The organism is Streptomyces sp. NPDC055013, assembly GCF_053608645.1.
Genome location: NZ_JBSGVW010000002.1, coordinates 390,566 through 414,594 on the forward strand (window position 1 = coordinate 390,566; position 24,029 = coordinate 414,594).

The following is a 24,029-nucleotide window of genomic DNA, read 5'->3' on the forward strand; positions in this document are numbered from 1 at the left end:
TCAGGCCGCGGCGGCTGTCTTGACGGCGTGGGACACCTGGGCACGCAGCTCGGCGAACTCCCCTGACTCGCGCAGTTCGTCGGCGGCGACCTCGCCGCGGGGGAGGTCGATCGGCAGGTCCAGGGCGACGGTCCCGGGGGCCTTCGTCAGCACGACGATGCGGGAGCCGAGAAACACCGCCTCCTCGGCGGAGTGGGTCACGAACACCGTGGTCCGGCCGGTGACCTGACGTACGTCCTCCTGGAGCCGCTCCCGGGTCAGCGCGTCCAGCGCCGCGAACGGCTCGTCCAGCAGGAACAGGGGGTTCTCGGCAGCCAGGGCACGGGCGATGGCGACGCGCTGCTGCTGCCCGCCGGAGATCTCCCAGACGCGCCGCCTCTCGGTGCCCTCCAACCCGACCCGGGCCAGCAACTCGGCGCGCTGCTCGGGCCATTGGGCGCGCTCGACGCCGGCGTACCGCAGCGCCAGGTCGATGTTGCCCTGCACGGTCCGCCACGGGAACAGCCGCGGCGACTGGAACACCACCCCGGCCGCCTCGCCGGGCCGCGGCGCCTTGCCGGACACCCGCACCGAACCCTGCGTGGCCTGCTCGAACCCGGCGATCAGCCGCAGCAGGGTGCTCTTGCCGCAGCCGGAGGCACCCACCAGGACGAGGAACTCGCCCGCGGGGACGGTCAGATCGACCGGGCCGACGGCCGTGACGGGACCGTACCGATGAGTGACCTGCTCGATCCGGACGGAACCCTCGACTGCCGGCTCAACTGCGGCCTCGACCGTGTCACTTGAGGACATCGGGAAGTCCCTTCAGGTAGAACGCCTTGCGGACGACGGCCTCGGAGGGTGCCGCGTCGATCTGCTTCTGGCCGGCGAGGAACCGGGCGGTGTCGGTGACGTAGGTCAGCAACTTGCCCGGGCTGCCGTCGGTGCCCAGCCAGTCGGCCGAGGCGACCTGCTCCGGGGTGAGGAACACGCCTTGCGCGAGCTGTGCCTTGGCGTCGGCGGTGCTGATGCCGAGTTCGGCGGAGACGTCCTTGACCGCGCCGTCCGGGTCGGACTTCAGCAGCCGCAGCGCCTGAGCCGCCACCGACCGCCAGGTGTCGATCACCTCGGGATCGCGGGCGATCAGCTCGTCCGACACGACGGCCAGGTCGAGCGTCGGCTTGCCCGCCGCGCCGATCTCCTTGCTGCTCGTCAACTGTGTGCCGGTCTTGCGGAGTTCGTCGAGGGTGGGCAGCCAGACGTAGGCGGCATCGATGTCACCGCGCTGCCAGGCGGCGAGGATCGGCTGCGGCTGCAGGTCGATCAGTTTGATGTCGGACGTCTTCAGTCCGGCCTGTTCCAGCGCCGCCAGCAGGCTGTAGTGGGAGGTGGAGGCGAACGGCGTGGCGATGGTCTTGCCCTTGAGCCCCGCCACGTCGGTGATGCCGGTCTGCTCGCGGGCCACGAGGGCCTCGTTCTCGCCGGCCACGTCGAGGATGAAGGCGACCTTGTACGGGACCGGCGAACTGCCCGACACTCCGCGGGCGAACGGACTCGACCCGAGCGCGGCGATGTCGAGGGACTTGCCGAGGAAGGCCTGGTTGACGCTCGCGCCGGAGTCGAACTTGATCCAGGAGATCTTGTGGTCCGGCAGCGCCTTCTCCAGCAACTTGCGCTGCTTCACGATCAAGTCCCCGCTGGGGAAGGCGAAGTAGCCGATCCGCAGTTGCCGGGAACCACCGGACGAGGCCGCCGAGCTGCCGGAGGAGCAGCCGGTGACGGCGGCGGAGACCGTGGCCAGGGCGCCGGCGAGCAGGAGCCGGCGGGACGGGCCGGGGGAGACACGGGACATGTCAGGGCCGTTTCTGTGCTGAGGGGTTCTTTGCGCGGGGCAGAGGGCGATGTCTTCTGCCTCGCGGGGCAGCGGGGTGTCTGCTGCGCGGGGCGGAGAGGTGGGTCGTCTAGCGTGGTCCTATGCGCGGCCGCGCCACGGGACGACGGCGCGTTCCAACCGCAGCAGCAGCCCGTCGATGACGAGCCCGGAGACGCCGATGGCGATGATGCCGACGAGCACCACCGGGGTGTTGTTGTAGTTGGCGGCATCCTTGACCATGCCGCCGATGCCGGGCAGTCCGTTGACCAACTCGGCGGCGACGAGGGAGGAGTAGGCCACCCCCACGGCGAGCCGCACCCCGGTGAGCGTCTCCGGCAGGGCTGACGGGACGACGACGTCCCGGACGACGGCCCACCGCGACGCGCCGAGCGCACGGGCGGCCTCGATCAGGCTCTTCGGTACGGCCGCCACGGCTGTCGTGGTCGACACCGCCACCGGCGGGAAGGCGGCCACCGCCAGCAGGGTGACCTTCGGCTCCTCGTTGATGCCCAGCCAGATGATCAGCAGGGAGAAGTACGCCAGCGGCGGCAGCGTCCGCAGGAAGGTGATCCAGGGCTCGAACAGCGAGCGCAGCCAGCCGACGGTGCCCATGAGGAGCCCGAAGACCACCCCGGCGGCGATGCCGATGCCGGCCCCGAGCGCGATGCGTTGCAGGCTGATGCCGAGGTGCTCGACGAGGGTGGTGCCGTTGTAGCCCCGTACACCGTCGTGCGTGGTGGACACGTCGATGAACGCGTCCACCACCTTGGCCGGTGGCGGCACCAGCGTCGCGCTCCACGTCCCGCTCGCCGCCAGCAGCTGCCACAGGACGAGGAAGAGCAGGAGCGAGCCGACCGGCAGTGCGACAGGGCGCACGCGTGCCCACCCGCCCCGCGCGGGCGAACTGGGCCGGGGCGGTACGTCGGCAGGTGTGCGGGTGCGATCAGCCTTGGACAGAGCGGGAGGTGTGGACACGGGGCGTCCTCCATGGGGCGCCGGGACATGAGCTGCTGCCGTCGACCGACATGGGCGGCCGGCCCCGAGCGAGAGAGATGCTGAACGAAGCGGAGAGAGCACCCTGCGACAGGGTGCGCGAACCGCCCTCGCCGGGTGGGACCACCGGGCGGCGCGGCACGTGGGACAGGGCTAAGTCAGCAACAACAACCCGAGCCCGGGCGTCGGCACAGGTCGATGACCAGGCGTCGCACCAGGGGCTCGGGAATCATGAGGCCTATTTCTACCGCAGCCGCAGCCCGTCACCAACAGGCGTCCACTCCCTGGAACACCGGCGGACCCCGTGTCAGCCCCATGGCGTCGGCGTGGGCGGGACGTCACCCTCCCCCGAAGGTGGCGTCCCGCCCACTTCCCCGGCGCCGGACTGTGGACTCCCGCGTCCGAGCGCTCAGCCGATCCGTGCCGTCACCAGCACATGACCGCTGTCTCCCCCGAACCCCAGCTGGAGTACAGGCGCACTCTGACGTGATAGCGGCGGCCCTTGACGAGACGGGCCCTGACGGTGGCGTTGTCCGGGGTGCCGCCGTCGTCCTGGGCGGTGAGGTACCGGGGTTCGCCGTCCCGTTCCTCGAAGACCACGACGACGGTGTCGCTGTCGCCGAAGGTGCCCACCGTGTACTCGCGGGTCTCCGGCGGTTCGACGACGAAGTCGGCCTGCTCCGCCGGACCCAGCCGCAGCGGCACCGAACGGAACGGCACCAGCTCCCGCGGCTCCGGCGTCGCGGCCGGTGGGTACCAGCGCTGGACGAACTCCCGGTCGGCCTTGGACAGCACACCCGGCGGGTTCAGACCCGCGCGGAACTGCTCCGGCTCCAGGATCAGTCCGGCCGAGAAGGGATACTCCATGATCGAGTGCGGGTCCCAGGCGGAACCGTTGACCTCGTTCGGATCGAGCTTGCGCAGGATGTTGAAGAACGTCCTGTCCCGGCTCCAGAAGTTCGGCGGGCCCGCCAGATCGGCGTACACGGCCTCGTCGTCCCAGTGGATGCCGGCGAACGGGCTCTGGTGCTCGTGCAGCATGCCGAGCGCGTGCCCGATCTCGTGCAAGGCCGTGCCGCGCTCCCCGGGCACGGTCAGGTCCCAGCCGAAGTTCATCGTGCGTTCGTTGAGGCCGACCCCGAGCGCGTCCTTGCCCACGGTCGACCAGGAGCCGTCGCCGAGCTGGAACCCGATGCGCAGTTCGGCCTCCGACCGGTCGCCCACCTCCACGAACGACAGGCCGATGCCGAGGCCCTGCCACTCCTGGAAGCACTCGCGCACGACGTCCTGCTGCTCCTTGCTGCCGACCCACGACACGCGCCGGGTCTCGCCGGTCTCCGGATCGGGGATCACGGAGCCGTCGGATTCCCGGTCGAAGAAGCAGTAGTGCAGCACGGTGCCGTTGACCCACATCCGGCGTCCGCCGATGAGCGCACTGAGCCGCTCGGCGGCCAGCCCCGGAGTGAAGGCGGGGGCCGACTGCTGCGCGAGGGAGCAGTAGCGAGCGGTCATGCGGACAGCCTGCCGTCGGCCCGCCGCGGGCGCCTGAGTCGAGGGCTACTCAAGTACCCCTGTATCAAGGATGAGTCACGGCGCTCCTATTGCCGTGACGAACTTCGAACGTGACGCGAAGACCCTGGAGCTGCCCTGGCCGTTCACCGGCCGGGAGGGCGAACTCGAGCTGGTACGCGGCTCCTTGACCGCGGGCCGCCAGGGCCTAGTGATCACGGGTCCGGCGGGCTGCGGCAAGACCCGCCTCGTCACGGAGGCCGTCCGCGGCACCGACTGCGCCCGGGTGGCCGGCACCCCCGAGACCCGCCGGATCCGCTTCGCCGCGTTCGCACACCTCGTACCGGAGTCGGCCTCCCTGCACGGTGCCTTCCAGCACCTGTCCGGCGTACGGCTGCTCCTGGTCGACGACGCGCAGCTGCTCGACGACGCCTCCGCCGCCCTCGTCCATCAGCTGGCGGTGCACGGACGCACCCGTCTCCTGGTCGTCACCACCGACGGTGCCCCGGCCCCGGGCGCGATCTCCCGGCTGTGGACCGGCGAACTCCTGCCCCGCCTCACCCTGGAGTCGCTGCCCCGCGAGGAGACCGCCCAACTACTGGCGGCCGGCACCGGAATGGGCGGCGGCGGCCTCGAACCTCTCACCGTGAACCGGCTGCACCGCCTGTGCCGGGGGGACCTGCGGCTGCTGCGCGACCTGGTGGGCGCGGTGCGCGAGCGCGGGCTGCTCAGTCGCGTCGTCGACGCGGACCCGGACTCGGACTCCGACGAGTGGGCGTGGCGCGGCCCGGTGCCCGTCACCGCGACGGTGCGCGAGCACACCGCACAGGTCCTCGACCGTGCCTGCTCCGAAGAGCGCGAGATCCTCGAACGCCTGGCCTTCTCCGAGCCGTTGCCCTTGAACCTGGAACCGGAACCCGGTCTGGAACAGGGGCCCGAAAATGGCTTGGAGCCCCACCGACCGGATCTTCGCGTCCTCGAACGCCTGGAGGCCGACTCGCTGGTCCACGTCGACGACCAGGGCGCAGTCCGCCTCGCCCACCCCCTGCACGGCCCGGCCCTGCGGGCCGCGGCCGGCCGGCTCCGGGCGAGGCGACTGTCCCTCCCCGAGCCTGCGGCCGGGGGGACCCCCCTCTCGCTTCGCACGCCGGATCGGTGCGGGCCCGCCCTCGACGCCGAGCGGGCCGCGCTGGCCGGGGCCATCGAGCGGGCGGACGTGAGGGAGCTGCCGACGCCGGTGGGGGAGTGGCTGGTCGCGGAGGGCGCCTCGGTGCCCGCCGGATACGCGGCCGTGCGCGCGGAATTCGCGCGCCTGCGCGGCGAGTTGCGTGAGGCGGCGGCCTGGGCGCGGGAAGGCCTGCGCGACGGCGGTGACGATCCGTCCTGCCGCCTCGAACTCGCCCTCGCCGCGGCGCAGTCGGGCGATCCGACGGCCGCGCACAAGATCCTGGGTGGCCGCCCCCACGGGGGTGGGGCGGTCACCCGGCCGACAGCGGCCCGCGGTCACGCCGACGGGACCGTCGAGGCGACCGGCAGCGACCTCGACGGGAGTGTCCAGGCACTCTCCGGCGATGCGTACGACGCCGTCCGCCTCGGCGACCCGGAGCGTGCCGCGGGCCGTCTGACCGGTGTCTTCGCCGAGCACGCCGCCGCGCTCGACCGTGGCGACGGCCCCGCGCTGGACCGGGTCGCCGAGGAGCTGGAGCAGCGCGGCTTCCTGCTGTTCGCGGCCGAGGCGCACGCCCACGCCGTACGGGCCCACCGCGACCCGCGCGCCGCCCGCACCGCACGCACGCGTGCCGTCGCCCTGGCCCGCCGCTGCCAGGGCGCCCGCACCCCCGCCCTGTCCGGCCTGGTCCTCGGCGAACTGACCACCCGGCAGCGCCAGATCGTCACGCTCGCGGCCACGGGCCTGAGCAACCGCCAGATCGCCGAGAAGCTGACTCTCTCCGTCCGCACGGTCGGCAACCACCTCTACAGCGCCTACGCCCGCCTGGGCGCCGGCGACCGGGGCGCCCTGCCATGGCTGGTGGAGCTGCCGGACGCGCAGCCGGCGTGAGGGAGTTGTCCGGGCCGCGCCGGGGTCAGGCCGCGCCGAACGCCGAGAACGCCCACCCCGTCGCCTGATGCAGCGCGTCCGACGGCAGAGCCGCCCGCGCGTCGCGCAGGGCCTCCGCCAGGGACAGGCCCTGGCTCAGCCCCTTGTGCAGTGCGAGCATCAGCGGCACCACAGCGGCGTCGTTGACCGGCGCGCTGCTCGCCACCACGCCCGCCGTGCCCAGCGGCAGCAGGGCGGTGACCAGGCCGAGCAGTTCGTCGGCGCCGACGGACGCGAAGCGGGCGGTTTCGCAGCAGGAGAGGATGATCCGGTACGGGCTGCGGTCCAGGCGCTCGAAGTCATGGACGATGAGCGGCCCGTCGGCCATCCGCAGGTCCGAGAAGAGCGGGCTGTCCGCGCGGAACGTGCCGTGCGCCGCGATGTGCGCCAGTTCGGCCCCGTCGAGCTCCTCGAGGACACGCGGCACGCGCGCGTCCGCGTACTCCAGGACGACCGATCCGCCGTACCGGCCGGCCAGGTGCGGCACCTCCGCGCCACCGGTCGCCAGTCCCGGCCCGCGCACCAGCACATGCCGGCCACCGTGCGGCGGTTCGGTCTCCCGGGCGCGCAGCCAGCTGCTCGCCGACGGCGACACGCTGAGCACCCGCTCCCGCAGCGACGGCAGCAGCGCCCACGGCACGCGGTGCAGCCTGGCCGGCGGTACGACCACCACGGGGCCGTCACCCAGATGGGCCGCCGCCGGACCGAGCAGCAGCTCCTCCAGGCGCCGCCCCGCGGCCTCCACCACCGGAAGCCGCCCTTCCGCACCCGGGTGGGCCAGCCGCCGCAGTCCGGCCTGGACGTGCTCGGCCTCCCGCTCCGCATCGGCGAGCAGCCCGGCCTCGTACCGGCGCACCCGGCCCTGCCCGCACAGCAGCACCTGAACCCGCCCGTCCAGCACGGCGAGTTCGGCCAGCCGTACGTCGTCGCCCAGCCGGTCCAGCAGCCGGCCCGGGTCGAAGCGGTAGCCGTCGCCGGGAGCGTCACCGCGCATGTGCAGGGTCCGGGAGCGTATCTCCCGCTCCAGGCGCCGCTGTTCGCGCTCCAGGGCCGGAACGGGACGCGCCTCCATGCGGGCGGCCTCCGCGCGTGCCGCGATCTCCCGGAACGCCGTCAGGTTGCTCTGCAGCTCCGGGTCCGCGGGCGGCCGCGTCGGCGGGGTCGACAGCGCGGTGGCCCGCCAGCGCTCGCTCCACACCAGCAGCCGACGTGGACTGCCGGAGACCAGGCTGGCCTGCTGGGCCAGCGCGGCCAGCTCCGCACCCTGCTCGGTGGCGCGGGCACGCAACTCCGAGGCGCCCAGCGTCATCCGGTGGGCATCGAGCACGTCCAGGCCACGCCGACAGGCCTCCAGGACGCCGCGCCCCGACCCGGCCGCCTGGGCCCGCAGTGCCTGCGCCGCCCAGCCCGTCAGCCGCGCCAGCGGCGGGCCGCTGCGCCTGCTGCGGGCGGCCACCGCCAGATGCTGCTCGGCGTCGGCCCGCCAGCCCAGACCGAGCGCGATCCGGCCGGCGAGCAGCGAGGCCTCCGGCGCGGCCGGCGCGCCGAAGGAGGCCAGCCGTTCGGCGACCGCCGCCGTGTCGGCCACCAGCCGCCCCGAACTGCGTCCGGCGGCCACCCGCGCCTCGATCAGCACCAGCCGGGCATGCGCCTCCCACCAACCGCGCCGCTGCCCCGCGAACAGCCGTACGGCCATGTCGGCGCGCGCGATCGCGGTGTGTGCCTCGCCCGCCGGCCGGGCGGCACGCGCGGCGGCCAGCAGCAGCTCGGCCTTGCGGGTGGACTGGCCGCCGATGCGGTCGAGCACGGCGATCGCCGAGTCGGCCTCGGTCAGCGCCTCCCGGGCCAGCCCTGCGGCCATCAGCACCTCGCAGCGGCGGATGTTGAGCATGAACGTCGGCGTGCCGAGCTTGGCGTACCGCTCCTCGGCCTCGTCGAGCAGCCGCAGCGCGGCCGGGATGTCGCCCGCCCGGAACGCCGCGAGACCCCGGCTCTCCACGGCGTCGGCCTTGTCGTGCTCCTGGCCCGTGGTGTCCCACAGCGCCTCGGCCGCGGTGAAGTCGGCATCCGCCCGGTCCACCGCGCCGACCGCCAGATGCACGGTCGCCCGCAGGGTCAGCGCCCGCGCCGTCCAGATCACGTCGTCCATCTGCCGCAGCACGGGTATCGCCTTGCGTACGTCCTCCAGCGCCTCCGGGTGATGGCCCAGCACCCAGCGGGCGTAGGCCCGGCGGAACAGCACGCGCGCGCGTGTGTGCCCGCTGCCGCGCTCGACACCGCGCTCCAGCGCGGCCAGCCCCTGCTGAGTGCGCCCCGCGTGCACCAGCGCGACCCCGAGCGCGGCCAGGACGTCCGCCTCCCGGTCGGCCGACTCCGCGCGTGCCGCGAGGTCACGCGCACGCCGCAGGTGATACAGGGCGATGCGTATGTCGCCCCAGTCCCGCTGCCAGATGCCGATCACCTGGTGGGCGACGGAGGCGTGCAACGGCGTCGGATCGGCGTCGAGCACGCCTTCCGCCCTCGCCAGCGCGTCGTTCGGGGCGGCGAACACCATCGGCAGCAGTTCGAGAACCGATTCGCTTCCCGCTGTCACTCCACGGATGGTAGTTGCCCCAGGACCGTGCCACACAGGTTTGGCGCTGTATCAATCAGTGACCGCACGGCTCTGATTGACGACCGTCGCCTCAGTGGGAGGACACGCCATGGCACCACAGCGATTCCACGAGCAGTTCGAGCAGATCCAACGCTCCATGCCCGACGTCCCCCTCGCGATGGGACCGGACGACTCCGCCGAGTTCATCTACGAGAAGGGCTATGTGCTGGTCCGCGACGGCGAGGACGCCCGCCTCGTCGAGGACACCGTACGCGCGCACTTCACCGCCGAGCCCGACCTCGTGCAGGACAACGTGCGGCGCATGAGCCCGCAGACCAACCGCTCGGGCATCACCCGCATCCAGGTCGGCGACCCCGGCGAGGGCGACCGCGCAGGCGACCGCCCCGTCGCGCACGCCCTGCGCGCTCTGCGGGAGACGGAGGGCCGGGCCCGACGCCGCCTGGTCAGCCGCAACCACCTGGTGTCGATCGCGGTCAACTCCTGCCCCGGCGACGAGCCCGTGCCCGTCCCGGCCACCGAGGAGCTCAACCCCGCTGTGGCCGAAGGCGTCCACGACCCGGACACCGCCGTCGGCGTCCTCGTCATCGACACCGGCCTCATGAACGACTTCCGGTCCTCCCCGCTGCTCGCCCACACCGACGGCGACGCGCAACTCAAGGAGTGCGACGACGACGGCATCCTCCAGCAGTACGTCGGCCACGGCACGTTCATCGCGGGGCTGGTCGCCGCCGTCGCGCCGAACACGAACGTCACGGTTCGCAACTCCCTCAACGACGCCGGCGCCATCCTGGAGTCCGAGTTCGGCGAGAAGCTCTTCGAGGCCGTCGACGCGGGCGGCTGGCCCGACATCCTCAGCCTCTCCGCGGGCACCTCCAACGGCCGCACCGACGGCCTGCTCGGCGTCGAGGCCTTCATGCAGGAACTGCGCGGTCAGCGCACCCTGCTCGTCGCCGCGGCCGGCAACAACGGCAGCGCCACGCCCTTCTGGCCCGCCGCCTACGCCGACCTGCCCGACTACCAGGACACCGTGCTGTCGGTCGGCGCGCTGCGCGGCGACGGCGAGTTCGGCGCCTGCTTCAGCAACCACGGCCCCTGGGTCAAGGTGTACGCGCCCGGCGAGCGCCTCACCAGCGTCCTCACCGGCTTCGACACGCCCGTGCCGTACGTGTACCAGCACTCCACCTACGACGCCTGCCGGTACGGCTTCGGCTACTCCTGCTCCTGCGTCTCCCCGCGCCACACCGGCCTGTTGAGCGAGGCAGGGGCAAGCGGCGGCACCAAGCCCGACCAGGTGATGTTCGAGGGGTTCGCGAACTGGAGCGGCACCTCGTTCGCCACTCCCGTCGTCGCCGCGATGATCGCCACCCACATGAGCACACAGCAGGAGAACGACCCGCGGGTCGCCCGGTACAAGATGCTCGCGGCGAACACCGGGTTCGCGGAGGTGCGGGGGGCGCACGTACCCGCGCTTCGCCCCCCGACCTGGCGCCCTGCCCCCGTCGCACCGCCGGCTCCTCGCTCATGAGGGTCGGAACCGCCCCCTCCGCGGCGTACGATGACTTGCCGTACACGAGGGGTGGGGCTGTGGACCGTGCAGATGTCGGTGCGTTGGTCCAGTCCGCCGTCGACGGCGACGCGGCGGCCTGGAAGGCGCTCGTGGAAGGAATGAGCCCACTGGTGTGGTCCGTGGTGCGCGCGCACCGGCTCAATGACGCCGACGCCCACGAGGTGTACCAGACCGTGTGGTTCCGTTTCGCCCAGCACCTCGGGCGCATCCGTGAACCCGAGAAGGCCGGGTCCTGGCTCGCGAGCACCGCACGGCACGAGTGCCTGAAGGTGCTCAAGAGCTTGAGGCGGCTGACCGTGACGAGCGATCCGCAGCTGCTGGACCGGGTCAGCGAGGAACGTACGCCCGAACAGTCGCTCCTGGACTCCGAGGAGGCCGCCGCCGAGTCGGAGCGCATCCGCTGGATGTGGCAGGAGTTCGAGGAACTGGGCGACCGCTGCCGCCAGTTGCTGCGCGTGCTGATGGCCTCGCCGCCGCCCAGCTACCAGGAGGTGTCCGCCGCACTGGGCATCGCCGTGGGCAGCATCGGGCCGCTGCGCCAGCGCTGTCTGCGCCGGCTCCGGGCCCGACTCGACGCACGGGGAGCGCTGTGAACGACGACATGCACGACGAAGCGACCGGCGAGGAGCCCGTCGACCACACCGGGTCCGGCGACGACGGGTTCGACATCGAACTGCTGGAGGAGGAACTCCGCCAGGCCGCCGCCATCCTGGACCCCGTACCGGCCCAGCTGCGGCAGCTCGCCGTCGAGGCCTTCGCACTGCACGATCTCGACGCCCGTATCGCCGAGTTGACGTTCGACTCGGTGGTGGACGCCATTCCGGTCAGGGGGGCCATGGACGTACCGCGGATGCTGACCTTCCGTGCGGGCGACGTGACCGTCGACGTGGAGGTGACCGCGCAGGGGCTGATGGGGCAGGTGCTGCCGCCCCAGCAGGCACGGATCGAGGTGCTGGGCGGCCCGCAGACGGCCACCCCGGTGGTGGCCGACGACATGGGCCGCTTCACCAGCGACGCACCGCCGAACGGCCCCTTCGCGCTGCGGCTGCGGACGGGCGCGGAGGTCGTGGTCACGGAGTGGCTGCGGGCCTGAGCCACCGGGTCAGCGAGCGGCGGTGTCCACCAGCGCCGCCAGCGCCGCCGAGAGCCGGGTGAGTCCCGCACCTGCGCGGCCGCCCGGCTCGGTCATGTACGTGTCCCGCCGAATCTCGATCATCAGGGCGCCGACCCGGGGCTCGCTGCCGTGGAACTCCAGCGGTACGTACGTCCCGCTGAACGGACTGTCCAGCTCCGTCCGCCCGCACGGCGCGAACGTCTCCCGGGCGGCGGCAAGCAGCTCGGGCGGCGTGTGGAACGAGTCGGTGCCCAGGCAGACCGGCGGCCGCGGACCCTCGCCGTGCAGTTCGTAGGGGAGGCGGGCGGTCGGATAGGAGTGCACGTCGATGATCACGGCCCGGCCGGTGGCGGCGAGACGGTCCGCCACGGCGGCCGTCATGGCCCTCGCGTACGGCCGGAAGTACCGCTCGACGAGCGGTTCCGGGTCCGTGTCGGCCGGCCGTAGATCCGCGAGATGCGTGGTCCGTGTGTAGACGGCGCCCATGCCCACGGCGAGCATCTCCTCCCGCTCGTCCGGGAACCGCTCCGGATCCACCACCAGCCGGGACAGCCGGTTGACGAACCGCCAGGGCGTGAGCGACGCCCGCTCGGCCGCCGCCTCGGCGAGCTCCGCGGTGTGCGCGTCGGTGATGTGGTCGAGTTCGCGCTCCAGCGCCCCGTCGTCCAGCACGATCGAGGCCCGCGCGTCGGCCGGGATCCGCCGGGCGGAATGCGGTACGTGCAGGATCACGGGGGAGCCGGCGGCGCCGGGCAGCAGCTCGAAGGAAGCAGACATGGGGGCTCTCAAGGCGTTCTGGTCAGGGGCGGGCGGGTGGTGCGGCGTGGCGGGGGCAGGGAGACCTGCTGCACCTTGACGTCGACTAGGGAGTGCCGGCAGTCGTAGGCCGGTGCCGTGTCCACGAGCAGGAGATAGGTGATCGTCGTGCCGCGGCCGATGAGCCCGGGGCCGATGCGCAGGAGCGAACCGCACACCTCGGTCTGCGGGGCCCGGGCCGCGCCGGGGCCCGCCTCGGTGCGCAGCACCTCCAGACAGGGCACGCCCAAGTCGACCTGGAACGGGTCCCCCCGGTCGAACGCTTCGCTGGGGATGTCCCACCGACCGGGGTTGGTCAGCACCAGCCGAACCACGTGTGGATCGGTCAGTAACGCACCGTTCCACCGGATCTCCAGGCTCCCGTACATGACCTGCCGTACCAACGGCTGGTGGCTCACGGTGTAGTTGAGTCGCCGCTTGGGATGGGTGGAGCGGAACGCGGTCCACATCGCGAGGAAGCCGACGAGTACGGTCCCGGCGACGCCGGCCGCCGTCCAGAAGGTCTCCCCGGTGTAGAAGGCACCGGACGCGACGGGCGGGAGAGAGGTGACCTCGTTCACGGGCAGCCCGACGCGCCAAGGGGCCGGTCGCGCGTCGTACTCCGTTCGTACGTGCGGCAACTGTTCCGGTGACTCTCCGTCCCGGCCCGCCGACGGCTTCCTTCACGACTCACATGTGGCGGACTCCTCCGCCGAGGAACGCCCGCCACTCGTGCGGTGTGAACACGAGTGCCGGCCCCTGAGCGTTCTTGGAGTCCCGGACCGCGACGAGTCCGGCCACGGCCGCGACCTCGACACAGGCTCCGTTGCCCGAACTGCGGCTGCTCCTGCGCCAGTCGGCCCCGTCCAGGTCGACCCGCGACAGCCTCCGCCCGTCGTGCGCGCTCATGACCCCTGCATCTCCCTTGCGATCCGCTCCAGCGTGGTGGGTGTCTCCTGCGGGTCGGGAGCGGCGGCCCGCACGAGGTCGAAGGTCTGAATGAAGGTGCGCACATCGCGTTCCTTCTCCAAGTACACGTTTCCGGCGATGGAGTTGACGTAGACGACGGTGGGCTCACGTGGCCCGAACTCCAGCAGCGAGAAGGTCCCGGCGAGGGCCGCGTGGGCGCCCTTCGCGGTCGGCATGATCTGGATGGTGACGTTCGGCAGCTCCGTCGCCCGGGCCAGATGCTCCAGCTGGTCGACCATGACCTCGGTGCCGCCGACCGGCCGGCGCAGCGCGCTCTCCTCCACCACCACCCACAGCTCCAGCGGCTCCGGAGTCCTGGTCAGCAGGGCCTGCCGCTCCTTGCGGAAACGCACCAACTGGTCCACCTCGTACGGCTCGTTGGGCCGTACGGCGGCGATCACGGCACGGGCGTAGTCCGCGGTCTGCAACAGGCCGTGCACAAAGGTGGGTTCATAGCTGCGCAGGACACTGGCGTCCGCCTCCAGGCCCGCGTAGGTGGCCATGCCGGAGGGCAGCACCTCGTTGTAGTGCGCCCACCAGCCCTGCTGCTGGGCGCCCTTGTGGATCAGCATGACGGCCTCGGTGAGCTCCGGCTCGGTCACGCCGTACCACTGGAGCAGATCGCGGACGTCCCGGGCCTTGATGGGGGCCTGTCCGGTCTCCACCCTGCTGATCTTGGACATCGAGCACTCCAGGTGCGCCGCGACGTCCTCGATCCGCTTGCCCGCGTGTTCGCGCAGGCGGCGGAGTTCGGCGCCGAGCTGGCGCCGCCGCAGCGTGGGTCCGCCGGCCGTGGCCATTGCCTCACCCCTCGCGTCTGTTGCGCCGGGCAAGTGTGTCCGGCCGTCAATCTCCTTGTGTCTGAGGATAGTTGAGATCATGCACATGGCTCACGCAATTGCGTGAGAGAAATCGCCCGACTTCGGAACGCCTCGTCAACGACTTCGGAAACAGCCCCGGACATGACTCCGCCCCGGCCGGGCGGTGCACCGGTCGGGGCGGAGACGGCAAGGCCCGCAGGCCCGATGGGTCAGCTCAGCGAGGCGAGCGCCTCGTTCCAGGTGGCTGACGGACGCATGACCGCGGCCGCCTTGGCCGGGTCGGGCTGGTAGTAGCCGCCGATCTCGGCCGGCTTGCCCTGGACGGCGTTCAGCTCCTCGACGATCTTCTGCTCGTTGCCGGCGAGCGTCTCGGCGAGCGGGGCGAAGGCCTTCGCCAGGTCCGCGTCGTCGGTCTGCTGGGCCAGCTCCTGCGCCCAGTACAGGGACAGGTAGAAGTGGCTGCCGCGGTTGTCGATGCCGCCGACGCGACGGGTCGGGGACTTGTCCTCGTTGAGGAAGGTCGCCGTGGCGCGGTCGAGGGTGTCGGCGAGGACCTGGGCGCGGGTGTTGCCGGTGGCCGTCGCCAGCTGCTCCAGGGAGGGCACCAGCGCGAAGAACTCACCGAGGGAGTCCCAGCGCAGGTAGTCCTCCTTGACCAGCTGCTGGACGTGCTTCGGCGCGGAGCCGCCGGCGCCCGTCTCGAACAGGCCGCCGCCCGCCATCAGCGGGACGACCGACAGCATCTTGGCGCTGGTGCCCAGCTCCAGGATGGGGAAGAGGTCCGTCAGGTAGTCACGCAGGACGTTGCCGGTCACCGAGATGGTGTTCTCGCCGCGGCGGATGCGCTCCACCGACAGCTTGGTGGCGTCGACCGGGGCGAGGATGCGGATGTCCAGGCCCTCGGTGTCGTGCTCCGGCAGGTACGCGTTGACCTTGGCGATCAGGTTGGCGTCGTGCGCGCGGGTCTCGTCCAGCCAGAAGACGGCCGGGTCGCCGGTGGCGCGGGCGCGGGTGACGGCCAGCTTCACCCAGTCCTTGATCGGGGCGTCCTTGGTCTGGCAGGCGCGGAAGATGTCACCGGGGGAGACGGCCTGCTCGATCACGACGTTGCCGGCCTGGTCGACCAGGCGGATCGTGCCCGCGGCCTTGGCCTCGAAGGTCTTGTCGTGGGAGCCGTACTCCTCGGCCTTCTGCGCCATCAGGCCGACGTTCGGCACCGAGCCCATCGTCGACGGGTCGTAGGCGCCGTTGGCACGGCAGTCGTCGATCACGGCCTGGTAGACGCCGGCGTAGGACGAGTCCGGCAGCACCGCCAGGGTGTCGGCCTCCTGCCCGTCCGGGCCCCACATGTGGCCGGAGGTGCGGATCATGGCCGGCATCGAGGCGTCGACGATCACGTCGGACGGCACGTGCAGGTTGGTGATGCCCTTGTCGGAGTCGACCATGGCCAGCTCCGGGCCCTCGGCGATCTCCGCCTCGAAGGACGCCTGGATCTCGGCGCCGTTCGGCAGCGCGCCCAGGCCCTTGAGGATGCCGCCCAGACCGTCGTTCGGGGACAGGCCGGCGGCGGCGAGGGCGGCGCCGTACTGCTCGAAGGTCTTCGGGAAGAAGGCGCGCACGACGTGGCCGAAGACGATCGGGTCGGAGACCTTCATCATCGTGGCCTTGAGGTGCACGGAGAACAGCACGCCCTGGGCCTTGGCCTCGGCGATCTGCGCGGTGAGGAACTCACGCAGCTTGGCCACGTGCATCACGGAGGCGTCGACGACCTCACCGGCGAGGACCGGTACGGACTCGCGCAGGACGGTGGTCGTGCCGTCCTCGGCGACGTGCTCGATCCGCAGCGCGCCGGCCTCGGAGATCACGACGGACTTCTCGGTGGAGCGGAAGTCGTTGCGGCCCATGGTCGCCACATTCGTCTTGGACTCGGCGGTCCAGGCGCCCATGCGGTGCGGGTGGGCCTTGGCGTAGTTCTTGACCGAGGCGGGGGCGCGCCGGTCGGAGTTGCCCTCACGCAGGACCGGGTTCACGGCGGAGCCCTTGACCTTGTCGTAGCGGGCCTGGATCTCCCGCTCCTCGTCGGTCTTCGGGTCGTCCGGGTAGTTCGGCAGCGCGTAGCCCTGGCCCTGGAGCTCGGCGATCGCGGCCTTGAGCTGCGGGATCGACGCCGAGATGTTCGGCAGCTTGATGATGTTGGCCGCGGGCGTCTTGGCGAGCTCACCGAGCTCGGCCAGGGCGTCCGGGATGCGCTGGTCCTCGGCCAGGTGCTCCGGGAACACCGCGATGATGCGGCCGGCCAGCGAGATGTCCCGCGTCTCCACGGCGACACCCGCCTGCGAGGCGTACGCCTGGACCACCGGCAGGAAGGAATACGTCGCCAGGGCCGGGGCCTCGTCAGTGTGCGTATAGATGATGGTCGAGTCAGTCACCGGGTGCTCCGCTCCACGTCTGCAACATTGCTCGACATCAAGATATCTCCTGATCGATCGTTCATCGACAGGGGTCCGCACCGAGGTGCCGGATATGCGCCGCGATCCCTGATCCCCGCAAACGGATCTACCGCCTCCGTGCAACCGGATCGCCTGGTCGCAGAGTCATGTAAGGCGATCACCACCGATCCGGCGGCCGGCCCTGACCATCCGGCCGCCCGAGCGAAAGCGGACCATGAGATATCGCAGCAGAGTGACGGCCCCCGCGGCCGCCCTGATCGGCACGGCAGCGGCCCTGACCGCCGCCCCCTCCGCCCACGCGACGCCGACACTGACGGGGACGTCGGCCGCCAAGACCTCCGGCACGCCGGGCCCCGAGACCCTCGGTGACCCCGTCTACCCGGCCCTCGGCAACGACGGCTACCGCGTCGCCGCCTACGACCTCGACTTCTCCTACGACGCCACGACCCGCCTGGTCGACGCCACCGCGACCCTGAAGATCCGTACCACCCAGGCCTTGAGCCGCTTCTCCCTCGACGCCCTCGGCCTCGACATCCGCTCCGTGCGCGTCGACGGCCGCAAGGCGACCTTCGAGCAGGTCGACGAGAAGCTGCGCATCACGCCCGCCCGGACCCTGCCGGCCAAGTGCCGGGTCACCGTCTGCGTCGAGTACTCGGCGGACCCACGCCGTATCCCGCAGCCGCACACCGGCTGGGTCGACACGCTGGACGGGTTCGCCGTGTGCTGCCAGCCGAACTTGGCCCACACCGTCTTTCCCTGCAACGACCACCCGTCCGACAAGGCCGACTTCTCCTTCCGCCTCGTCGTCCCGAACGGACTGAGTGGCGTGGCGACCGGCCTGCTCGTGCGCACCCAGCGCCTGGGCGGCGACCGTACGGCCTACACGTACCGCTCCCGCGAGCCCATGGCCACGGAGCTGGTCCAGATAACGGTCGGCGACTACGTGGTGAAGCAGCGGCAGGGCCCGCACGGCCTCCCGCTGCGGGACGTCGTCCCGACCGCACGGGCCGAGGCGCTGGAGCCGGCGCTCGCGCTCACTCCGGGGATCGTGGCATGGCTGGAGGCGCGGCTCGGGGCGTACCCGTTCGAGACGTACGGACTGCTGCCCTGCAACTCCGACGACCCGAACGCCTTCGACTTCACGGGCCTGGAGACCCAGACCCTCACCATCTACAAGCCGAACTACCTGCTCCAGGAGGAGTCGAAGATCGGCTCGCACATGATGCACGAGCTGGTCCACTCCTACTTCGGCAACAGCGTCAGCCCCGCCACCTGGGCCGACCTGTGGATCAACGAGGGCCACGCCGACTTCTACGGGCTGCTCTACCGCTACGAGCGCGGCTGGCCCGACTCGCTCGGCCTCACCTCCATGGAAGCGCGCATGAAGAACACCTACGCGCGCGGCGACCAGTGGCGCCACGACTCGGGGCCGGTCGCGGCGCCGAACGCGGTGAACCTCTTCGACAGCCAGCGCTACCTGGGCGGCGTCCTGGTCCTGTACGCGCTGCGCAACCTCGTCGGCGAGCAGGCCTTCAACGACCTCGAGCGCGCCTTCCTCGCCCGGTACCGCAACTCCTCGGCCTCGACGGAGGACTTCATCGCCGTGGCCTCCGAGGCCTCCGGCCAGGATCTGACCGGATTCCTGCGGGACTGGCTGTACGGCACGAAGACGCCGCGGATGCCGGGGCACCCGGACTGGACGGTCACCCCGGTGAACCCGGCCCTCGCCGCGCCGCACAGCCGGGGGCGCAGCCGGTCCCACGACAACTCGGCCACCCTCTAGGCACATGCGGGCAGGTCAGTCGAGGCGGACGGGGGTCACCTCGTCCGCCTCTCCGGGGAGCCGCGGATGCGGTATCGACTGCGGCGGTATCGACACGGTCCCCTGCTGGATCGCCACCGTCCGGGTGGGCGCCGGAATGCGGATGCCCTCCGCGCGGTAGCGCTTGTGCAGGCGCTTGATGAACTCGTGCTTGATCCGGTACTGGTCGCTGAACTCGCCGACGCCCAGGATGACCGTGAAGCCGATCCGGGAGTCGCCGAAGGTGTGGAAGCGGATGATCGGCTCGTGGTCCGGGAGCGCGCCCTCGACCTCGGACATCACCTCGGCGATGACCTCGTTCGTCACCCGCTCGACATGGTCCAGGTCACTGTCGTAGGCGACGCCGACCTGCAGCAGGATCGTCAACTCCTGCTCGGGACGCATGAAGTTGGTCATGTTCGTCTTGGCGAGCTCCCCGTTGGGGATCACGATCAGGTTGTTGGAGAGGGCGCGCACCGTCGTCTGGCGCCAGTTGATGTCCTCGACGTAGCCCTCCTCGCCGCTGCTCAGCCGGATGTAGTCGCCGGGCTGGACGGTCTTGGAGGCGAGGATGTGGATGCCCGCGAAGAGGTTGGCCAGCGTGTCCTGCAGGGCCAGCGCGACCGCCAGACCACCGACGCCCAGGGCGGTGAGCAGGGGCGCTATGGAGATGCCCAGGGTCTGCAGCACCACCAGGAAGCCGATGGCAAGAATCAGGACCCGGGTGATGTTGACGAAGATCGTGGCCGAGCCGGCGACGCCGGGGCGGGACTGGGTGACCGTCCGCATCAGCCCGGCGATCCCCCGGGCCACCGACAGCGTCACGACGAAGATGAGCAGCACCGTCAGGATCTGGTTGACGTTGTGCTGGACCGTCTTCGTCAGCGGCAGCGCGGCGCCGGCGGAGGCCGCGCCGCCGAGGAACGCCGCCCACGGCACCACGCTGCGCAGCGTGTCCACGATGAGGTCGTCGCCGCTCCAGCGGGTGCGGTCGGCGTGCTTGCCCAGCCAGCGCAGCAGCATCCGCAGCAGGAAGGCCGCGAGCAACCCCGCCGCCAGCGCGATCCCGGCGAACACCAGGTCGTCCACTGTGAGCGCTCGCGTCACCGGTCACCCCCGGGGAGAAAAGCTGCGGCGAACCCCTTCGCCGACGGCCGGATGTGAAGTCTCGTCACGTTGTCACCTGCTCGATTCCGCGATGTGCCGTCGCGCCGACCACCCCGTCCCCCGAGACCGGCACGAGGGCTCATCCTGCCGTATCGGGTACACGTGTTCGCACCAGGAACGTCGGCCGGACGGCCTCATCAGCCGCTTTCGGGCATTCTCCCCTGAACTTCCGGCCCCCCGAGGGCGGAACGCCCGCCTCCGGAGGCGGGCTTGATGCGCGAGCGCCGCTCGGGGGGCGCTCCACGCCGCGCACGCTCCCGCAGCGACAGGGCACGGGATGGCGTAGGGGATGCCCCAGCGGTGAACCGCGTCACATGTCCGAGAACGATCCGTGCCGCCCCGCACCGGAGGAGAAGCGGGCAGCGCCCTCCAGGCTCTCCGTCAACACGCCCATGCCGTGCCGGAGTTCGGTGCGCAGCGCGGCCGGCTCGGCCAGCCCCTCCTGGTCGAGCACGGAGGCGCGGTCGGCGCGCAGGCACGCCTGCGGGAACCGCGCGATCGTGGCGGCCAGTTCCTCGGCCTCGGCGCGGGCACGTCCGCTCGGCACGACACGGTTGGCGAGCCCGATCTCGTGCGCCTCGTTCGCCGGCACCGGACGTCCGGTCAGAATCATGTCCATGGCGCGGCTCGTGCCGATCAGCCGGGGCAGCCGTACCGTGCCGCCGTCGATCAGCGGCACACCCCAGCGGCGGCAGAACACCCCGAAGACGGCGTCCTCCTCGGCGACCCGCAGATCGCACCACAACGCCAGCTCGAGGCCGCCCGCCACGGCGTGCCCGGCGACCGCGGCGATCACCGGCTTGGACAGCCGCAGCCGGGTCGGCCCCATCGGGCCGTCACCGTCCTCCGTGACCGCGTTGCCCCGTCCGCCGCCGAGCGCCTTCAGGTCGGCGCCCGCGCAGAACGTGCCACCCTCGCCCCACAGCACCGCCACCCGCGCCTCGTCGTCGGCGTCGAACTCCCGGAAGGCGTCGGCGAGATCGGCGGCCGTGGGTCCGTCGACCGCGTTGCGGACCTCCGGTCGGGAGAGGACGACGGTGGTGACGTGCCCTTGGCGCTCGACGCGGACCGGCATGGCGGGGGTCCTTTCCGTGGGTCGGACCCCGTACGTTACTGACTGGTCACATGACCTTCCACCGGTACCGCCGGGTCGCATGACCTGGATCAGGTGTCCTCGTTCAGATGACCTTGAAGCGCACGAGCGCCCCCAGGGTCAACGCCCCAGGCAGCAGCGGCAGCCACACCGTGATGATCCGGTACGCCAGCACGACCGCCGTCGCCACCGCCACCGGGCCGCCCGCCGCCACCAGCGCCACGATCAGCGCCGCCTCGACCGAGCCGAGCCCGCCGGGCGTCGGCACCAGGGCGACGGCGACGGTCGCCGCCAGATAGGCGAGCGCCATGTGGGCCGGCGGCACGTCGAGCCCCAGGGCGAGCCCGACCAGGACCAGCCCGGCCGCCTGCAACATGGGGAAGGCCAGCGAACCGCCCCACAACGCCAGTGCCCGGGACGGACGGGTGTGCACCGAGCGCGCTTCGTCCAGCGCGGTGCGCAGGAAGGAGAGAACGGCGGTACGCAGTCGGCGTACGACTGCGAAGACGGCCACGACCACGATCGCCGCCGCGCCGATGACCAGCAGCAGCGGGCCCCACGCCCCCTCCGGCAGCAGCGGCCCGAGTTGCAGCGCGTGCGGGAAGGCGATCAGCAGCGCGGCCAGCAGACCGACACGGGCCACGCTCTCCGCGAGCAGATACAGCGCCAGCGCGGCCGAGGAGCGGGCGAGCGGCAGCCCGCACACCGTCATGAAGCGCAGGTTGACCGCGCTCGCGCCCAGCCCGGTGGGCAGCAGGTGGTTGGCGGAGCCCGCCGCGAACTGCGTGACGAGCAGCCGCAGTCTGGGCAGCCGGTCTATCACGGCGCCCTGCCGGGTGACGGCCGCCGCGACCCAGGTCAGGCAGGTGGCGCAGGCCGCTGCGAGCAGCCACGGCCACTTGGCCGTCGCCAGATGACCGATGCCCTCGGCGAGCACGGAGCGATGCTGCACCGCGACCACGATGACGAGGGCGAGCGGAAGCAGGACCAGTATCCGGCGGATCGGGAGACGTCTGAGCAGGCGTCCCGCGGGAAGTCGTACGGCTGTCACATTCGGAGAGGTTCTCCACGCTGCGACAACGGCGGGTAGCGGGAGCGGGGACGGCGCCTTACGGACCGGCTGCGGACGGACACCGATCTCGGCGAACCCGTCGATATCGGCTTCGGCCGATCCGATGTTGACCTCAACAATGCTTGAGGTTCTACGTTCTCTCGCATGAGCATGGAGACCACAGCCTGGACCCAGCTGCACAGCGTCATGAACGCCGAGCAGGAGCGCCGCCCCTTCGCCCGCGCCACGCTGCGCCGCATCGCCGCCTTCGCCCGCCCGCACCGCCGCCGGATCGCGTTCTTCGTCGTGCTCGGGGTGATGACCGCGCTGCTCGCCGTCGCGACCCCCGTACTCGCCGGACGCGTCGTCGACGCGATCGTGACGGGCGGCGACGAGGGCACCGTCGTCCGCCTGGCCCTGTTGATCGCCCTGATCGCGGTCGCGGAGGCGGTGCTCGGGGTCATCGCCAGACGTCTGTCGGCGACGCTCGGCGAGGGACTCATCCTCGATCTGCGCACGGCTGTGTTCGATCATGTGCAGCGCATGCCGGTCGCGTTCTTCACACGCACTCGTACGGGAGCGCTGGTCTCCCGTCTCAACAACGACGTCATCGGCGCCCAGCGCGCCTTCAGCAACACGCTGTCCGGCGTGGTCAGCAACCTCGTCACCCTGCTGCTCACCCTCGCCGTCATGCTCACCCTGTCCTGGCAGATCACCCTGCTCGCCCTCGTCCTGCTCCCGGTGTTCGTGATCCCGGCCCGCCGTATGGGCCACCGCATGGCCCGCATGCAGCGGGAGGCCGCCGCGCTCAACGCCTCGATGGGCACCCGCATGACCGAGCGCTTCTCGGCGCCCGGCGCCACGCTGATCAAGCTCTTCGGGCGCCCCGGGGAGGAGTCGGAGGAGTTCACGGCCAGGGCCCGCAGGGTGGCCGACATCGGTGTGCGGACGGCCACCGCCCAGTCGGTCTTCATCACCGCGCTCACCCTGGTGTCCGCGCTCGCCCTCGCCCTGGTCTACGGCCTCGGCGGCTGGTTCGCCCTGCGCGGCACCCTGGAGCCGGGCGCCGTCGTCTCACTGGCGTTGCTGCTGACCCGTATGTACGCGCCCCTCACCGCGCTCGCCGGCGCCCGCGTCGAGGTCATGAGCGCCCTGGTCAGTTTCGAGCGCGTCTTCGAGGTGCTCGACCTGAAGCCGCTGATCGAGGAGAAGCCGGACGCGAGCGAGGTCCCCGACGGCCCGGTGTCGGTGGAGTTCGACAACGTCCGCTTCGGCTACCCCTCCGCAGACAAGGTCTCCCTCGCCTCCCTGGAGGAGGTCGCGACCCTCGACACGCGCGGCGGCGCCGAGGTGCTGCACGGCATCTCCTTCCGCGCCGAACCCGGCCAGACGGTCGCCCTCGTCGGCTCGTCCGGCGCGGGCAAGTCGACCGTCGCCCAACTCCTCCCGCGGCTCTACGACGTCGACGGGGGCGCCGTACGCGTGGCCGGCACCGATGTCCGCGACCTGAGCGCCGAGTCCCTGCGCGCCACCCTCGGCATGGTCACCCAGGACGGCCACCTCTTCCACGACTCCGTGCGCGCCAACCTGCTGCTGGCCCGCCCCACCGCCACCGACGCCGAACTGTGGGACGCGCTGCGCCGCTCCCGCCTCGACGATCTCGTACGGTCCCTGCCCGACGGCCTCGACACGGTGGTCGGCGAGCGCGGCTACCGGCTCTCCGGCGGTGAACGCCAGCGGATGACCATCGCCCGGCTGCTGCTGGCCCGCCAGCGCGTCGTCATCCTCGACGAGGCCACCGCCCACCTCGACAACACCTCCGAGGCCGCCGTCCAGGAGGCGCTCACCGAGGCGCTGGAGGGCAGGACCGCGGTCGTGATCGCCCACCGGCTGTCCACCGTGCGGGCGGCGGACCTGATCCTGGTGGTCGAGGCCGGCCGGATCGTCGAACGCGGCACGCACGACGAGTTGCTGGCGGCCGGCGGGCGCTACGCCGAGCTGTACCGGACACAGTTCGAGCAGCTGGATTCGGCCAAGGTCGATGGCCGTACCCATCAGGAACACACAAACCTCGACAGCATCATTGCTTCCACTGTGTTCACAACCTAGTGTGCGTTGGGTTTCCCAACAGCACC

Annotated in this window: 19 protein-coding genes; 6 read left to right on the top strand and 13 right to left on the bottom strand. The window is 71.6% G+C overall.

Annotation, left to right across the window (positions count from 1 at the left end):
• The 4 genes from ACWGDB_RS04495 to absR1 all read right to left on the bottom strand — a co-directional run bounded on the left by ACWGDB_RS04495 (position 1) and on the right by absR1 (position 4,357).
• Positions 1 to 792 (bottom strand): ABC transporter ATP-binding protein, encoded by a 792-nt coding sequence (locus ACWGDB_RS04495; protein WP_453821043.1) that lies wholly within the window; start codon positions 790 to 792, stop codon positions 1 to 3.
• Positions 779 to 1,831, bottom strand: a complete 1,053-nt coding sequence (locus tag ACWGDB_RS04500; RefSeq protein WP_453821044.1) for a taurine ABC transporter substrate-binding protein — start codon at positions 1,829 to 1,831, stop codon at positions 779 to 781. The genes ACWGDB_RS04495 and ACWGDB_RS04500 overlap by 14 nt, the downstream gene beginning before the upstream one ends.
• Positions 1,832 to 1,951: 120 nt before the next feature.
• Entirely contained in the window at positions 1,952 to 2,728 is a 777-nt protein-coding gene (locus ACWGDB_RS04505; RefSeq protein ID WP_453821045.1) for an ABC transporter permease, read from the bottom strand.
• A 543-nt stretch (positions 2,729 to 3,271) separates the two neighbouring features.
• On the bottom strand, positions 3,272 to 4,357 hold the full coding sequence (absR1, locus tag ACWGDB_RS04510) for a beta-glucuronidase AbsR1 (protein WP_453821046.1): 1,086 nt from the start codon (positions 4,355 to 4,357) through the stop codon (positions 3,272 to 3,274).
• A 70-nt stretch (positions 4,358 to 4,427) separates the two neighbouring features.
• On the opposite strand from absR1, the gene ACWGDB_RS04515 reads away from it, so the two are divergent.
• Positions 4,428 to 6,413 carry a LuxR family transcriptional regulator AbsR2 gene (locus ACWGDB_RS04515; RefSeq protein WP_453821047.1) on the top strand — a complete coding sequence of 662 codons (1,986 nt, stop codon included), beginning with the start codon at positions 4,428 to 4,430 and terminating at the stop codon, positions 6,411 to 6,413.
• A 25-nt stretch (positions 6,414 to 6,438) separates the two neighbouring features.
• Here the strand turns inward: ACWGDB_RS04515 and ACWGDB_RS04520 are convergent, their stop codons facing one another.
• The gene (locus ACWGDB_RS04520; protein ID WP_453821084.1) at positions 6,439 to 9,006 is read right to left on the bottom strand and encodes a CHAT domain-containing protein; all 2,568 of its coding nucleotides are present in this window, start codon (positions 9,004 to 9,006) and stop codon (positions 6,439 to 6,441) included.
• Between the two features lie 148 nt (positions 9,007 to 9,154).
• Between ACWGDB_RS04520 and ACWGDB_RS04525 the strand changes: the two genes are divergently transcribed.
• The 3 genes from ACWGDB_RS04525 to ACWGDB_RS04535 are packed head-to-tail and all read left to right on the top strand — an operon-like array spanning position 9,155 to position 11,726.
• Positions 9,155 to 10,591 carry a S8/S53 family peptidase gene (locus tag ACWGDB_RS04525; protein WP_453821048.1) on the top strand — a complete coding sequence of 479 codons (1,437 nt, stop codon included), beginning with the start codon at positions 9,155 to 9,157 and terminating at the stop codon, positions 10,589 to 10,591.
• A gap of 59 nt (positions 10,592 to 10,650) precedes the next feature.
• On the top strand, positions 10,651 to 11,226 hold the full coding sequence (locus ACWGDB_RS04530; protein WP_328877796.1) for an RNA polymerase sigma factor: 576 nt from the start codon (positions 10,651 to 10,653) through the stop codon (positions 11,224 to 11,226).
• An 8-nt stretch (positions 11,227 to 11,234) separates the two neighbouring features.
• Positions 11,235 to 11,726: a hypothetical protein gene (locus ACWGDB_RS04535; protein ID WP_453821085.1), complete on the top strand. Its 492-nt coding sequence runs from the start codon at positions 11,235 to 11,237 to the stop codon at positions 11,724 to 11,726.
• A gap of 9 nt (positions 11,727 to 11,735) precedes the next feature.
• Here ACWGDB_RS04535 and ACWGDB_RS04540 read toward each other — a convergent pair whose 3' ends face one another.
• From ACWGDB_RS04540 to ACWGDB_RS04560, 5 genes are all read right to left on the bottom strand, one after another.
• Positions 11,736 to 12,524, bottom strand: coding sequence for an N-formylglutamate amidohydrolase (locus ACWGDB_RS04540; RefSeq protein ID WP_453821049.1), 789 nt, complete (start codon positions 12,522 to 12,524; stop codon positions 11,736 to 11,738).
• A gap of 8 nt (positions 12,525 to 12,532) precedes the next feature.
• A complete protein-coding gene (locus ACWGDB_RS04545) occupies positions 12,533 to 13,183 on the bottom strand; it encodes a hypothetical protein (protein WP_453821050.1) in 651 nt (216 codons plus the stop codon).
• A gap of 49 nt (positions 13,184 to 13,232) precedes the next feature.
• Positions 13,233 to 13,451, bottom strand: a complete 219-nt coding sequence (locus tag ACWGDB_RS04550) for a DUF397 domain-containing protein (protein WP_453821051.1) — start codon at positions 13,449 to 13,451, stop codon at positions 13,233 to 13,235.
• On the bottom strand, positions 13,448 to 14,311 hold the full coding sequence (locus ACWGDB_RS04555; RefSeq protein WP_363034257.1) for a helix-turn-helix domain-containing protein: 864 nt from the start codon (positions 14,309 to 14,311) through the stop codon (positions 13,448 to 13,450). Before ACWGDB_RS04555 ends, ACWGDB_RS04550 begins: the two co-directional genes overlap by 4 nt.
• A gap of 230 nt (positions 14,312 to 14,541) precedes the next feature.
• On the bottom strand, positions 14,542 to 16,761 hold the full coding sequence (locus tag ACWGDB_RS04560) for an NADP-dependent isocitrate dehydrogenase (RefSeq protein ID WP_453821052.1): 2,220 nt from the start codon (positions 16,759 to 16,761) through the stop codon (positions 14,542 to 14,544).
• A gap of 235 nt (positions 16,762 to 16,996) precedes the next feature.
• On the opposite strand from ACWGDB_RS04560, the gene ACWGDB_RS04565 reads away from it, so the two are divergent.
• Positions 16,997 to 18,565: a M1 family metallopeptidase gene (locus ACWGDB_RS04565; RefSeq protein WP_453821053.1), complete on the top strand. Its 1,569-nt coding sequence runs from the start codon at positions 16,997 to 16,999 to the stop codon at positions 18,563 to 18,565.
• Positions 18,566 to 18,580: 15 nt separating this feature from the next.
• Here ACWGDB_RS04565 and ACWGDB_RS04570 read toward each other — a convergent pair whose 3' ends face one another.
• The 3 genes from ACWGDB_RS04570 to ACWGDB_RS04580 all read right to left on the bottom strand — a co-directional run bounded on the left by ACWGDB_RS04570 (position 18,581) and on the right by ACWGDB_RS04580 (position 21,894).
• The gene (locus ACWGDB_RS04570; protein WP_453821054.1) at positions 18,581 to 19,690 is read right to left on the bottom strand and encodes a mechanosensitive ion channel family protein; all 1,110 of its coding nucleotides are present in this window, start codon (positions 19,688 to 19,690) and stop codon (positions 18,581 to 18,583) included.
• A gap of 370 nt (positions 19,691 to 20,060) precedes the next feature.
• A complete protein-coding gene (locus ACWGDB_RS04575) occupies positions 20,061 to 20,825 on the bottom strand; it encodes a crotonase/enoyl-CoA hydratase family protein (RefSeq protein ID WP_453821055.1) in 765 nt (254 codons plus the stop codon).
• Between the two features lie 103 nt (positions 20,826 to 20,928).
• Positions 20,929 to 21,894: a lysylphosphatidylglycerol synthase transmembrane domain-containing protein gene (locus ACWGDB_RS04580; RefSeq protein WP_453821056.1), complete on the bottom strand. Its 966-nt coding sequence runs from the start codon at positions 21,892 to 21,894 to the stop codon at positions 20,929 to 20,931.
• Between the two features lie 171 nt (positions 21,895 to 22,065).
• Between ACWGDB_RS04580 and ACWGDB_RS04585 the strand changes: the two genes are divergently transcribed.
• A complete protein-coding gene (locus tag ACWGDB_RS04585; protein ID WP_453821086.1) occupies positions 22,066 to 24,003 on the top strand; it encodes an ABC transporter ATP-binding protein in 1,938 nt (645 codons plus the stop codon).
• Positions 24,004 to 24,029: the final 26 nt, after the last annotated feature.